This window comes from Pseudarthrobacter oxydans, assembly GCF_030812335.1.
Taxonomy (GTDB): Bacteria; Actinomycetota; Actinomycetes; order Actinomycetales; family Micrococcaceae; genus Arthrobacter; species Arthrobacter oxydans_B.
In genome coordinates this window covers 82,686-96,073 of the sequence record NZ_JAUSSN010000007.1, presented here as the reverse complement: position 1 = coordinate 96,073, position 13,388 = coordinate 82,686, and the positions used below count along the sequence as shown (strand labels likewise).

The 13,388-nt window shown below is 70.9% G+C and carries 7 protein-coding genes; 5 read left to right on the top strand and 2 right to left on the bottom strand.

Annotation, left to right across the window (positions count from 1 at the left end):
- Positions 1-5 precede the first annotated feature (5 nt).
- Together cydD and J2W14_RS12970 are read left to right on the top strand one after the other, a co-directional pair.
- A complete protein-coding gene (cydD, locus tag J2W14_RS12975) occupies positions 6-3,683 on the top strand; it encodes a thiol reductant ABC exporter subunit CydD (protein ID WP_307463009.1) in 3,678 nt (1,225 codons plus the stop codon).
- 21 nt (positions 3,684-3,704) lie between these two features.
- Positions 3,705-4,697 (top strand): GNAT family N-acetyltransferase, encoded by a 993-nt coding sequence (locus tag J2W14_RS12970; protein WP_307463007.1) that lies wholly within the window; start codon positions 3,705-3,707, stop codon positions 4,695-4,697.
- Between the two features lie 60 nt (positions 4,698-4,757).
- Here J2W14_RS12970 and J2W14_RS12965 read toward each other — a convergent pair whose 3' ends face one another.
- Positions 4,758-5,276, bottom strand: coding sequence for a DinB family protein (locus J2W14_RS12965; RefSeq protein ID WP_307463004.1), 519 nt, complete (start codon positions 5,274-5,276; stop codon positions 4,758-4,760).
- 719 nt (positions 5,277-5,995) lie between these two features.
- Positions 5,996-8,515, bottom strand: coding sequence for a DNA gyrase/topoisomerase IV subunit A (locus tag J2W14_RS12960; RefSeq protein ID WP_307463001.1), 2,520 nt, complete (start codon positions 8,513-8,515; stop codon positions 5,996-5,998).
- Between the two features lie 67 nt (positions 8,516-8,582).
- On the opposite strand from J2W14_RS12960, the gene J2W14_RS12955 reads away from it, so the two are divergent.
- From J2W14_RS12955 to J2W14_RS12945, 3 genes are all read left to right on the top strand, one after another.
- Positions 8,583-11,267 carry a bifunctional acetate--CoA ligase family protein/GNAT family N-acetyltransferase gene (locus tag J2W14_RS12955; protein WP_307462999.1) on the top strand — a complete coding sequence of 895 codons (2,685 nt, stop codon included), beginning with the start codon at positions 8,583-8,585 and terminating at the stop codon, positions 11,265-11,267.
- A gap of 111 nt (positions 11,268-11,378) precedes the next feature.
- Positions 11,379-12,125 (top strand): DUF5998 family protein, encoded by a 747-nt coding sequence (locus J2W14_RS12950; protein ID WP_307462997.1) that lies wholly within the window; start codon positions 11,379-11,381, stop codon positions 12,123-12,125.
- A 16-nt stretch (positions 12,126-12,141) separates the two neighbouring features.
- Entirely contained in the window at positions 12,142-13,353 is a 1,212-nt protein-coding gene (locus tag J2W14_RS12945) for an alkaline phosphatase family protein (RefSeq protein WP_307462994.1), read from the top strand.
- Positions 13,354-13,388: the final 35 nt, after the last annotated feature.

The window sequence follows — 13,388 nt, the reverse complement described above, 5'->3', positions numbered from 1 at the left end:
ACCTGATGAGACCGCAGTTCCCCCCGGGCCCCGCCAACCGCGCCGCCCTCTACCTGCTGGGCCTGCTCGCGGCCCTGAAGGCCCTCTCACTCGTGCTCATCGCGCAGGCGGTCGCGTCCATGCTGGCTGGGCTGATGGCCGGCGACCCGGCCTGGGGCGGGCAGCTGTACTGGGGGGTTGCGGGAGTGGTGCTGCGGTCCCTGACGGTCTGGGCGCAGGCTGTCGCGTCGCGCCGGGCGGCGCTGGGTGTGAAGGAGGAGCTGCGCTCGCAGCTGCTCGAGCGTGCGCTCCGCAACGGCACCCGGTCCGCCGGCCCCTCCGACGGCGGCCTCGCGATCCTGGCGACCCGGGGCCTGGACGCCCTGGACAGCTACTACACCCAGTTCCTGCCCGCCCTGGTGAACTGCGCCGCGATCCCGCTGCTGCTGGGCGCGCGCATCCTGTTCGCAGACTGGATCAGCGCCGTCGTGATCGTGCTGACCGTGCCGCTGGTCCCGCTCTTTATGGTCCTGATCGGCCGCTATACGGATGACCGCGTCCGGGAAGCCCAGTCGGCCCTGTCACGGCTCTCCGGCCACATGCTGGAGCTCGCCAAAGGCCTGCCTGTCCTCGTGGGACTGGGCCGGGCCACTGCGCAGCGCAAGGCCCTCGAGGATCTCTCCGAGGAATACCGCCACCGGACCATGGGCACCCTGCGGACCGCCTTCCTCTCCGCCCTCGCGCTGGAACTCATCGCCACCATCTCCGTGGCCGTCGTGGCGGTGTTCATCGGCGTCCGGCTGGTCCATGGCGACATGGCGCTGGAAGCGGGGCTGCTGGCCCTGATCCTTGCCCCGGACTGCTACCTCCCGCTCCGGGAACTGGGCACCGCCCACCACGCGAGCGACGACGGCCGTGCAGCGCTCGCCGAAACCACCGCCGTCCTCGACGGGCCCGAGCCCACGCCGCTGCGGCCCGCCGGGCCCGGTGCGGACGCTGCCTCCTCCGCCTCCGCAGTCTCCTGCGCATCCGCTGCCGCCGTCACCGGGGCGGCCGCCGCCTCTGCGGGGGCTGACGCCGGAACCGGCCGTCCGCCTGCCCTGAGCGTGGCCGGGCTGAGCGTCCGTTACGGCGGCCGGCCGGATGCCGCCGTCGGGCCCCTGACCTTCACCGCATCCCCGGGGCGCATCACCGCGCTCGACGGGCCCAGCGGCGCCGGCAAGAGCACCGTCCTGGGCGTGCTGGCCGGTACCATCGGGACGGGCGGCGGCACGGACCAGGAAACCACCGTCACCGGACGGCTTGAAGGATTCACGACGGCGGATGTCGCCTGGGTGCCGCAGCATCCCGTGATGGTGGCCCCCACCGTACTGGACGAGATCCGGCTATATCTGGGATCCGCCGCGGGACCTGCCGCGGACGGTGCCGGCGATCCGGTGCGCGCCACGGTGTTGCGCTGCCTGGCCGCCTGCGCCGCGGAGCACCTCGCCGCAAAGCACCCCGCAGAACTCAGCCCGGGGGAGCTGCGCCGCGTCGCACTCGCCCGCGGTCTGGCGAGGATCGAAGCCGGAGCCAGGGTGCTGCTGCTGGATGAACCCACCGCGCACCTGGACCGGGAATCCGCCACCGCCGTGAGCCGTGCCATCGCCGCGCTCCGCGGAAAGGTCACCGTCCTGCTGGTGGCCCACGACCGGCTGACCCGGGAACTCGCCGACGAAATCGTGGCCGTGGCCCCCCGGGCCCAGGCTCCCGCGGCCGCGACGGTGCCCGGCGTCACAGCATCCGCCACAGCGTCCGCCCTCGAAACGTCGGCTGCCAGTTCGAGCACCGCCGGGATCCCCGCCGGTGAAGCCGCAGTGCTCGATTCCCGGCCGGCCGCCGTCGGGCAGCCCGGACCCGGCCTGCCCGGACCCGGCCTGCCCGGACCCGGCCAGACCGGATCCGGGCAGCCCGGTCTCGAGCCCTCCGACAACGAGGATCCCCGCGGGCGGAACGCGGGGACGGCCGGACGCACCCCGCCCGGGTCAACGGCAACCCGGCTCCGCCGGCTGCTCGCACCCGTAGGAGCCAAATTCGTTGCGGCCGGCGCCGTCGGCACCCTGGCGGCGCTCTTCGCCGTCGCCCTCGCCGGGCTCTCCGGCTGGCTGATCATCCGCGCCAGCGAGCAGCCGCCCATCCTCTACCTGCTCACCGCGATCGTGGGCGTGCGCTTCTTCGGCATCGGCCGGGCCGCGCTGCGCTATCTGGAACGCCTGCTGCTGCACGACGCCGTGTTTGCGGCCCTGACCCGGCTCCGCGGCCGGCTCTGGGAATCGCTGAGCCGGCGCGCCCTCTCGCTGCGCCGGCTGCTGCAGGGCGGCAACGTCCTGGGCACCGTGGTGGACGACGTCGACACGGTCCGGGAGCTGCTGCCCCGAGTGGTCCTGCCTCCGCTTACCGCCGTGGCCGTCGCCGCTGCCTCCGTCACCGGCATCGCGCTGCTCCTGCCGGCCGCGCTCCCTGCCGTGATTGCCGCCGCGGTGCTCAGCCTCGTGGCGGCCCCCGCCCTGGCGCTGGCAGCGGACCGGATGTCCGCCGGGACCGAGCAGCGGCTGCGTTCCGGCGTCCTCCGCCAGGTGGCGGCCGCCCTGGACGCCCGTGCCGAACTTCACGCCAACGGCGTCTCCGCGACGGTGCTCGCCGCCATCACCCGCGCAGACCGCTCCGCGACCGCCGCGTCCCAGCGCTCGGCGTGGGCCGAAGGGCTCGGCCAGGGCCTGACGGTGCTGGCCTGCGGCACGGCCGCCCTGGCCAGCGCCGTGCTGGCCGCCCCGCTGGCCCTCAGCGGAGCCGTTGAGGCCTCCACGGTCGCCGTGGTGGTGCTGCTCCAGCTCGCGCTCGTGGAACCTTACGCGGCCATCACCACGGCGGTGCGGCAATATCCCGCGCTGCGGGCCGTGCTGGAGCGCATCGGCGAAGCGGGCGTCCTGGACGACGGCGACTCCGACACGTCCGGCGGCCTGGTCCCGGTCGCCGGCCGGCCCGGCGGCAAGCCCGGGATCGAGCTTCGGGACCTCGCGGCCGCCTGGCCGGGCGGGCCGCCGGTCTTCACCGGCCTCACCGCCACGGCGGAACCCGGGCGCTGGCTGGCCGTCACCGGGACCTCCGGCTCCGGCAAGTCCACGCTGCTCGCCGTCGTCCTGGGCTTCCTCCCGGCAGCCGGCGGCCAGATCCTGCTGGGCGGGCGTGCCGCCTGGTGCCCGCAGGAGGCGCACCTCTTCGACTCGACCATCCGCGGCAACCTGCTGCTGGGGCTGCCCGAGGGCCAGCGCGGCGGAGCGCCGGAACCGCGGCTGCAGGAAGCCCTGGCCGCGGTGGGCCTCGGACCGCTGATCGGGCGGCTGGAGCACGGCCTGGACACCCGGATCGGACCCGGCGGAGCCTTCCTCAGCGGAGGCGAACGCCAGCGCCTCGCCGTCGCCCGCACGCTCCTGACCGGTGCGGACGTGATACTGCTCGATGAACCCACGGCCCACCTGGATGCGGAGTCCGGCCGGGCGATGCTGGCCGAGCTCCGGCACGGCCTGCGGGACCGCACCGTTGTCCTGGTGACCCACAATCCGGACGACATCGCCGCGGACGACAGCCGGCTGGACCTTGACCGGGCCGCAGCCGCGCAGGCTGCGCTGGCCCCGGAGTCAACGCCGTTGCTGGCGCGGGGGTAGGCCGGACGTTAGCCTGTTGCCATGAACGGACACGCCGACCCGCTGGCCAGCCTGGACCCCCGCCTTGAGTGGCGGGCCGCCGGGACCGCGGACCTGGACGACTGGGCGGCACTGATCGCCCGGACCGCCGCCGTCGAACGGCCCGTCTGGTATGAGCGCCGCGCCGACCTGGAGCAGGTCCTCGAATCACGGACGAACCCGGCCGCCGCGAACACGGTTCTCGGCTTTGACGCGCGGGACGCGGTCCGGGCCTATGGCCGGATCACAAAAAATCCGGACGGCGAGAAGGCGATCGGGTACGGCTGCGTCGATCCCGCGTGGCAGGGACACGGGATCGGCACCGGGCTGCTGGGCTGGATGGAGGCGAGGACGCGGCAGCGTTTTGCCGAGGACGCGGTGCCGGGTTCCACACCCAGGCTGCGGCTCCATATGGAGCAGCAGCACACGCACCAGGCCGCCCTGTTCGGGGACGCCGGCTACCGGATCGTCCGCTACTACAACGAGATGCACCGGCCCCTGGCGGACGGTTTTCCCGAGGCGGTGCTGGGCGAGGGGCTGGAGCTCGTGGGCTTCGGTCCGGAGCTGCACGAGCCGGTGCGGCTCGCGCACAACGAGGCGTTCCGGGACCACTGGGGCAGCGAGCCCCGGGACGAGGAGGCCTGGGGCTTCGTGGTGAACGATCCGCTGGCCCGGCCGGACCTGAGCGCCGTCGTCGTGGAGCAGTCCACCGGGAAGGTGGCCGGCTACCAGCTCGCCAGCTATGACGCGGTCAGCGCCGGGTCGCGGGGCTACAAGGAGGGCTACACGGACCTGCTGGGCGTGCGGCGCGAGTTCCGCGGCCGCGGCGTGGCGCAGGCGCTCCTGGCCGACGCGATGCGCCGCTTCGCCGCGGCCGGGATGGACAAGGCCTCGCTCGACGTCGATTCGGAGAACCCCACCGGGGCCCTGGCCCTCTACGCCAAGATGGGCTACGTCGCCGTCAACACCAGCATGGCCTGGGACAAGGAACTGTAGCTACCCGTCCACGCGCTATCCGTCCACACGTTATCCGTCCACGCGCTATCCGTCCACGCGCTATCCGTCCACGTCGTGGAGGTGATGCACGACGTCGTGCAGGAAGTACTGCGAGAACGTCAGCACGGTGAACTCCGAACCGTTGCTGCGGGTGCCCGTGCGGCCCCACTGGTCCTCCGGGACCCGTCCGAAGGAAGCGGCGATCTGCTCGCCCTCCGCGGTGAGTTCCGCGCTGACCTCGGCCGGGTCGGCGTTCGCGTAGTCCTTCTCGACCGCGGTCGCGTCCTGGTCCCAGTCATCGAACCGGGCGTCCTCCTCGCGGAGCATCAGGTCCAGCCGGTAGTCGAACAGGCTGAAGACGTCCCGGACGTGGCAGGCGTACTCCAGCACGGACCACGTGTCCCCGTTCGGGCGTTCGGCGGCGTCCGGACGCCGCAGGGCGGCGCGCCAGCGGGGGAGCATGCTGGCCAGCTGACCGGGCACCGTGGCCGGGGAGCAGGCTGAGACGTCGAAACCGCATTCCGGACAGGGCCGCTGCAGCACCCAGGTCCAGTCCTTGTTGTCCGCGATGATAGGCATGCGAGCAGTCTAAACGCTTCCGGCGGAGGCGAGGGAGCGGAAACGGACCGACGCCACGGCCAACCCACTCGGGCGGGGAAGATAGGGCCCTGCTTCTCTCCTGGGCCGATCATGGTGCCACAGCAACGTCTCGATGGACGCTAACGTGCGATTCCTTGCGATCCGCTGAATGCGGGGTTAGGCTTCCCACAAGTGGAGCCTGAAGGTTTTTAGCCTTCAGCTCCAGCCGTGGGCCAATCATCTATCGGGTGTGCACCCTCGAGCGGGGCGTGACATTGAGCACGCCGAGTTCGCTGCAATTCAGGACCGAAACCATGTCCGTTTGCTCGAAAATCCCTTATCAAAGACTTTGGTCAGCAGAGCGCGCCCTGCGGGCGATACAAGACAAAGCGTCGACGCGGGGACGAAAGTCGCCCACGGGAGTCTACTTCTGCAGCCCATGCCGCCGGTGGCACCTCACCTCGAGGTCGAAGTCGAAGATTCCCCAGTGGGCCCGGCACCATTGCTTCGCCTAGTGCCGGGCCCCTTGGTGAGTCCACCCCGGCCATTCACCACGAATGGTCGCCACGGCGGGCCGAATAGCGGCCATTTGTGGTGAATGGGTGATCGATAGCGGCCACTTGTGGCAAATGGGTGAGCGGCGGGCGTTAAGGATTCGGGGCGCCGCCGGGAAACTCGCCGCCGGAAGACCCCGCGCCGGGCGCCGTAAACCCGGCGGGCTAAGCTTCCGCCCCGGGGGCTGGCTGCCAGGACATGCTCGGACCAATCGCGTCGATGGCCTGGGAGAGCGGGATTCCGGATCCGTCGCGGCGGCCGTGTTCCCCGGGCAGGGAACGGGCCACCCCGGCCTGGGAGGACGCCTTCGCGGGGCCGTGGCCGGCCCACGCGAGCAACAGGCTGTCCTCGCCCTTGAGGAAACGGTGAGCCCGGACCCCGGCGGTCGCGCGGCCCTTGGCCGGGTATTCACTGAGGGCGGTCACCTTGGCGGCCCCGGGAGCGGTGCCCGGCAGCGCCCCGTCCGTGCCGGCGATGGTCACCACGACGGCGTCGGTGTCGGCCGGGCCGGCGGCGCCGAAGAACATCACCTGGTCCCCGGCAGCCAGTTTGATGCCGGCCATGCCGCCCGCGGTCCGGCCCTGCGGACGGACCGCGGAGGAAGGGAACCGCAGCAGCTGCGACTGCCGCGTCACGAAGACGAGGTCGACGTCGTCGGAACCTGCGGGGGCGACACCCACCACGGTGTCCTTGTCCTTGAGCGCGATAACTTCCCAGTCCTCGCGGTTCAGCGGGTAGTCGGGCTGCACGCGCTTGACCACACCCTGGGCGGTGCCGATCGCCAGGACCTCATCCAGCGGCGCGAACGCCACCAGCGACTCGCCCTTGAGCAGGGTGATGAAGTCCTTGGCCGGCACCCCGCCGGCCATGTTCGGGGTGCCCTGGGTCGGCGGCAGCACGGGCATGTCCATCACCTGGAGCCGGAGCATGCGGCCCTGGGAGGTGACGGCGGCAATCTCGCCCCGGGCTGACGTCTTCACCACGGAGGTGAACACGTCGTGCCGGGTCCGCGGGCCGGACTCGGCGAGGCTGTCCTGGTTGGCGGTGCGCGCGATCTGGCCGGAGGCGGTCAGGATCGCCCAGCAGGGATCGTCCGCGATCTCCAGGGCCAGTGGATTGGCCCTGCCCTTGGCCCCGGGCGCGGCGGCCAGGGCGGCGACGGTGGGGGAGACGGCCTCGGATTCGAGCAGCACGGTCCGGCGCGGCGTGCCGTATTTCTCGGCGATCTCGGCCAGCTCGGAAGACACCAGGGCGCGGAGCCGCTCGCTGGAGCCGAGGATGGCTTCGAGTTCGGCGATCTCCCGGCGCAGTTCCTCCTGCTCCTTCTCCAGTTCGATCCGCGAGTACTTGGTCAGCTGCCGGAGCCGGAGCTCCAGGATGTAGTTGGCCTGGATCTCGGAGAGGTCGTAGATGGACATCAGCCTGGTCCGGGCCGCGGCCGGCTCGTCCGAGGAACGGATGATCTGGATGACCTCGTCGATGTCCACGATCGCGATGAGGAGGCCCTCGACCAGGTGCAGGCGGTCCTTCTTCTTGCCGAGGCGGAAGGCGGTGCGCCGGCGCACCACGGTGATGCGGTGCTCCACATAGACGCTCAGCAGCTGCAGCAGCCCCAGGGTCTGAGGCTGCCCGTCGACGAGGGTGACGTTGTTGATGCCGAAGGAATCCTCCATCGGCGAGTAGCGGTACAGCTGCTGCAGCACGGCGTTCGGGTTGAAGCCGTTCTTCAGCTCGATCACCAGGCGCAGGCCGTGCTTGCGGTCGGTGAGGTCCACGATGTCGCTGATGCCGGCGAGCTTCTTGCCGTTGACGGCGTCCTTGATCTTCTCGATCACCTTTTCCGGCCCCACCATGTACGGCAGTTCCGTGACCACCAGCCCGGTGCGGCGGGCCGAGAGCTGTTCGACCTCCACCTTGGCGCGGGTCTTGAAGGAGCCGCGGCCGGTGGCGTAGGCGTCGCGGATGCCGTCCAGGCCCACGATCCGGCCGCCGGTGGGCAGGTCCGGGCCGGGGACGAACCGCATGATGTCCTCGAGCGTGGCGTCCGGGTGCTCGATCAGGTGCCGGGCCGCGGCGATCACTTCCACCAGGTTGTGCGGGGCCATGTTCGTGGCCATGCCGACGGCGATGCCGGTGGCGCCGTTGACCAGCAGGTTCGGGAACGCGGCCGGCAGCACGTCCGGCTGGGTCAGCTGGTTGTCGTAGTTGGGGACGAAGTCGACGACGTCCTCGTCGAGGTGGTCCGTCAGGGTCAGGGCCGCCGCCGCGAGCCGGGCCTCGGTGTACCGCGGGGCTGCCGGGCCGTCGTCGAGCGAGCCGAAGTTGCCGTGCCCGTCGATGAGCGGCAGCCGGAGCGAGAAGTCCTGCGCCATGCGGACCATGGCGTCGTAGATGGCGGTGTCGCCGTGCGGGTGCAGCTTGCCCATGACCTCGCCCACCACCCGGGCGCTCTTGACGTGGCCGCGGTCCGGGCGGAGGCCCATCTCGCTCATCATGTACAGGATGCGCCGCTGCACCGGCTTCAGGCCGTCCCGCGCATCCGGAAGCGCCCGCGAGTAGATCACCGAATAGGCGTACTCAAGGAACGAACCTTCCATCTCGGAGGTGACGTCGATATCGACGATGTTCTCTACGAAATCCTGGCTGGCTTCCCCTGCCGGGGACGGGGTTTGGCGGCGGGCCATGAGGCTGGTGGGTCCTTCTGAGCGGTGCTGAACGGGTGCGGCGTAAGTTTATGACTAGGCTAAGCCTATGGTGGATCAGCCCGTGGACGGCGTATATCCGGAATATTGGGAAGCCGATGTTGTGCTGCGCGACGGCGGGACGGCCCATCTGCGCCCGATCCACCCGTCCGACGCGGACGCGGTGCAGACCTTCCATGTGGGGCAGTCGCAGAAGTCCATCTACATGCGGTTCTTCGCATTCAAGTCCAAACTCTCCGCCAAGGAGCTCAAACGGTTCACCGAGGTGGACTACAAGGACCGCGTTGCCCTCGTGATCACCATCGGCGGGGAAATCATGGGCATCGGCCGCTACGACCGGCTCGATGACCCCGAGGAAGCCGAAGTTGCGTTCAACATCTCCGACGCGCACCAGGGCCGCGGCATCGGATCCATCCTGCTCGAACACCTCGCCGCCGCCGCCCGCGAAAACGGGATCCGGAAATTCAGTGCCGAGGTGCTCCCGGAAAACCGCAAGATGCTCATGGTGTTCTCCGACGCCGGCTACGACGTCAAACGCCACTTCGACGACGGTGTGGTCAGCCTCGAATTCAACATCGACCCCACGGACAAGTCCCGCGCCGTGATGGAATCCCGGGAGCACCGCGCCGAGGCCCGCAGCATCCAGGAACTGCTCGCTCCGTCCTCCGTCGCCGTCATCGGGGCCAGCCGCAAATGGGGCACCGTGGGCTACCAGCTGCTGGAGCACATCATCGAAGGCGGGTTCACCGGCCCGGTCTACGCAATCAACCCGGAGGCCTTCGAGCTCGCCGGCATGCTCTCCTTCGCCCGGCTCTCCGAAGTACCCGGGCCGGTCAAACTCGCGATCATCGCCGTCCCGTACGCCGAGGTCCCCAAGGTCGTGGAGGAATGCGGCGCCGCCGGGGTCAAGGGCATCGTGGTGGCCACCGCCGGCTACGCGGACGACGGCGAACGCGGCCTGGCCCGGCAGCGTGAGCTCGTCCGGCAGGCCCGCGCGAACGGCATGCGCGTGATCGGCCCGGCCTCGCTGGGCATCATGAACACCAACCCTGCCGTGTCCCTCAACGCCTCGATGGCGCCCTCGCTGGGCCGCCGCGGCGGCCTGGGCCTGTTCAGCCAGTCCGCAGCGATCGGCGTCTCCCTCTACGCGGCCTCCAGCCGGCGCCGCGTCGGGATCTCCACCTTCCTCTCCGCCGGGAACCGCGCCGACGTCTCCGGCAACGACATGATGCAGTACTGGGAGGACGACGCCGACACCACCGCCGTCGGGCTCTACCTCGAATCGATCGGCAACCCGCGCAAATTCTCCCGCCTGGCCCGCCGCCTGGCCCGGACCAAGCCGGTCATCGTGGCGAAATCCGACGCGATGGGGCTGCCCCCCGGCCACGCCGTGCGCACCACCCAGGCCCCGCCGGAGGCCCTCGACGCGATGATGCGCCAGGCCGGCGTGATCCGCGTCGAGACCATCGAACAGCTCATGGACGTCGCCCAGATCGTCTCCAGCCAGCCCCTGCCGAAGGGCGCGGGGATCGCCGTGTTCAGCAACTCCCGGGCGCTCGGCAAGGTCGTCGCGGACAGCGCGGCCGTGCAGGGGCTCGGCGTGGTGCGGATCGTCACCGACGTCGACCTGGACGCCGGGATGTCCGTGGCGCTGCCCGCGCTGCGGCACAGCCTGCAGGAAGTCCTCACCGCTGGCACCGTCCACGCCGTCGTGGTCGCGCTGTTGCCGGCGCACGGCCTCACCGTCGAAAAGATCGCCGGGGTGCTCGCCGAATGCTCGGTGGCGGCCGGAAAACCCGTGGTGGCGGCGTTCAGCGGCCTGCTGGACCCGTCCATCTACGTCGAAGGAATGGTGGGCGACGAGGCGGGGTCGCCGGTTGTTCCCTGCTACTCCAACCCCGGCGCGGCCGTGGCCGCGCTGGGATGCGTGGTCCGCTACGCCCAGTGGCTGGACCGGGACCAGGGCCTGTTTGTGGAACCCGAAGGCTGCGACCCGGACGGCACCCACGACGAGCTGGAGCGCCTGCTGGACAAGGTGGGCGGCGAGCAGCTGCTCCGGCTGGACGCGGAGACGGCTGCGGGCCTGCTGGCCCGCTACGGCATCCGCGTGGTCCCGTCGGTCGGCTTTGACACCCCCGACGAGGCCGTCGCCGCCGCGGACCGGCTGGGCTGGCCGGTGGCGCTGAAGACCACCGACCCTGCCCTGCGGCACCGGCTGGACCTCGGCGGGGTGCGCCTGGACATCCAGGATGCGGAGTCGCTGCGGCGCAACGTGCTGGAAATGCGCAAATCTCTGGAACGCTACGGCTCGCCGTCGCTGGAAGTGCAGACCATGGCCCCGGTGGGCCAGGCCTGCACCTTCCGCGCCATCGAGGACCCGCTGCTGGGCCCGGTGGTGTCCTTCGGCCTGGCCGGTGACGCCGTCAACCTGCTGGACGACTGGGCCCACCGGGTGCCGCCGCTGTCCGGCTCGGACCTGCACGACTTCATCCGGGCCCCCCGCGCCTCACGGAAGCTCTTCGGCTACCAGGGATTGCCGGCCGTGGACGCCCGCGCGCTGGAGGACCTCGCCGCCCGGCTGACCAGGCTCAAGGACAACCATCCGGAGATCGCCCTCGTCGACTTCAACCCGGTGCTCGCCGGGCCGGACGGGGCGTCGATCCTCGCCGCCGACGTGCGGATCGCCAACGCCGCCCAGCGCACCGACAGCGCCCGCCGCGCCATGCGCAGCTGACGTTCGGATAGCGGCTCGCCGCGGCTGCGGCCCGGCTACGGTGCGTCGGCGGTAGCGCCTCGCCGCGGCGATGGTTAGCATGTCCCCAGCCGATCTGTGAAAATGGAGACCATGAGCTTTCAGTCTCCGACACCCAAGCCCCAGGCGATCATCTCCGGACGCCCGGGCGGCGCGAACCACCACGGCCTGCATGACCACAGCGCGCAGGGTCAAAGCCTGGAAGGCGCCCTCCAGCAGGCCGGCTTCTACCCGCGGCTCGTGGCCGACGTCGTCGCCGACGCCCTCGACGGGCGCGACTGCGTGGCCCACCTGGTGCACCTGGAGACACACTTCGACCGCGCCGAGGTCCGCCGCCACATCACCGTGCTGGTCCTGACCGAGGACATGCTGGTCATCACCCACGTGGACGACCAGCAGCTGGACGAGGCGGGGGAGCAGACCGTCGCGCAGGTCTCCACGGAATCCGTGCCCGTGACACAGATCCGCTCCGTGGTGCTCAGCTATGTGTACGCGCAGCCCCAGGAATACAAGTCCTCGGATCCGGTCCGCGAACTGACCCTGTCCATCGCCTGGTCCGGCGGCCAGCGCCTCGACATGGGCCCGGCCAGCTGCGGCGACCCGCAGTGCGAGGCCGACCACGGCTACAGCGGCACCATCGCGCAGGAGGACATCGTGATCCGGATTAGCGCCGAAGCTGACGGCCTGCAGGCTGTCCAGGACGCCAAACTGTTCGCCCGCGCCCTCCGTGCCGTCAACACCGGATCCACCGCCCCGGTGCCGCACACCGGCCCCGGACTGCCCCCGCGCCCGCGGATGGGCGTTTTCGGAAACCGCGCCAGCCGCGGCCACCAGCGCTGATATGACGCCGGTCCGCATGCCCGAACCGCTGTCCACCGCCCGGACCGTACTGCAGAGCCTGCCCGCGGCTCCGGCCTTCGGCGAACGCTCCATCGCCGAGGTGCTCACGAGCGCCGCGGCGAGCGTGGGTGTTCCCGGCTTCGAGAACCGCCTGAACCTGCCTGCGGCCAAGCGCATCTGCGTCGTGCTGGCCGACGGGCTCGGCCGTAACCTGCTCAAGCAGAAGTCCGCGCACACGCCATTCCTGCGCGCCGTGATGCAGTCCGGCCAGGGACAGGTGCCGGTCTCCCTGGACTCGGCGTTTCCGTCCACCACGGCAGCGTCCCTGGCCAGCTTCGGCACCGGACTCGCGGCCGGGCAGCACGGCATGGTTGGCTACGACGTGCTGGATCCGGACCAGGACCAGGTGGTCAACATGCTGGGCGGCTGGGATGCCGGCGTCGATCCGGAGCTGTGGCAGCCGTTTCCCACCGTCTTTCAGCGGGCCGCGGAGCACGTCGATGTCACCACCGTCAGCCTCCCGCAGTTCAGCGACTCCGCCATGACCCGGGCCGCGCTCCGGGGCGGCCGCTACGTCACGGCCACTACCTCGCATGCCAGGACCGCGGCCGCCGCGGAGACGATGGCCGGGTCCGGCCGGTCGCTGATGTACTTCTACGTCAACGAACTGGACAAGGCCGGGCACCGCCACGGCTGCCAGTCGCCCCAGTGGGAACACCAGCTCGAGGAACTCGACGCGACGGTGAAACGGCTCAGCGAGACCCTGCCGGCAGGCACCACCATCCTGCTCACGGCGGACCACGGCATGCTGGACGTGCCGGAGTCCCAGCGGATCGACTACGCGGCCGACCCGGCCCTCGTGGCCGGAGTCCGCCACACGGCGGGCGAGCCGCGAATGGTCCACCTGTACTTGGAGGAGTCGGAAGGCGAGTCCGGCAGGATCCGGCTGTTGGAGGCCTGGCGGGCGCGTTTCGGCGACCGGATCTGGGCCTTCACGCGGGACGAGGCCATCGCCGCGGGGCTCTTCGGCGCCGTCCGGGCCGAGGTCGGCCCGCGGATCGGCGACGTGATGATCGCGGCCCGGGACGCACTGGCCTTCTATGACACCCGCCGGGTCCGGCCCACAGCCCTTGACGTCGTGGGCCAGCACGGTTCGCTGACGAAAGCCGAACGTGAAGTCCCGCTGGTGTGTTTCCAGGCCGACGGAAAAAGGGCCCCCCGCGCCTGACTGCGCGTGAAGGGCCCTGATGCGCGTCGCCGCGC

Excerpts from the sequence above, each read along its gene's own strand:
- cydD (WP_307463009.1), top strand. The coding sequence starts at position 6 with ATGAGACCGCAGTTCCCCCCGGGCCCCGCCAACCGCGCCGCCCTCTAC.
- J2W14_RS12970 (WP_307463007.1), top strand. The coding sequence starts at position 3,705 with ATGAACGGACACGCCGACCCGCTGGCCAGCCTGGACCCCCGCCTTGAG.
- J2W14_RS12965 (WP_307463004.1), bottom strand. The coding sequence starts at position 5,276 with ATGCCTATCATCGCGGACAACAAGGACTGGACCTGGGTGCTGCAGCGG.
- J2W14_RS12960 (WP_307463001.1), bottom strand. The coding sequence starts at position 8,515 with ATGGCCCGCCGCCAAACCCCGTCCCCGGCAGGGGAAGCCAGCCAGGAT.
- J2W14_RS12955 (WP_307462999.1), top strand. The coding sequence starts at position 8,583 with ATGGTGGATCAGCCCGTGGACGGCGTATATCCGGAATATTGGGAAGCC.
- J2W14_RS12950 (WP_307462997.1), top strand. The coding sequence starts at position 11,379 with ATGAGCTTTCAGTCTCCGACACCCAAGCCCCAGGCGATCATCTCCGGA.
- J2W14_RS12945 (WP_307462994.1), top strand. The coding sequence starts at position 12,142 with ATGCCCGAACCGCTGTCCACCGCCCGGACCGTACTGCAGAGCCTGCCC.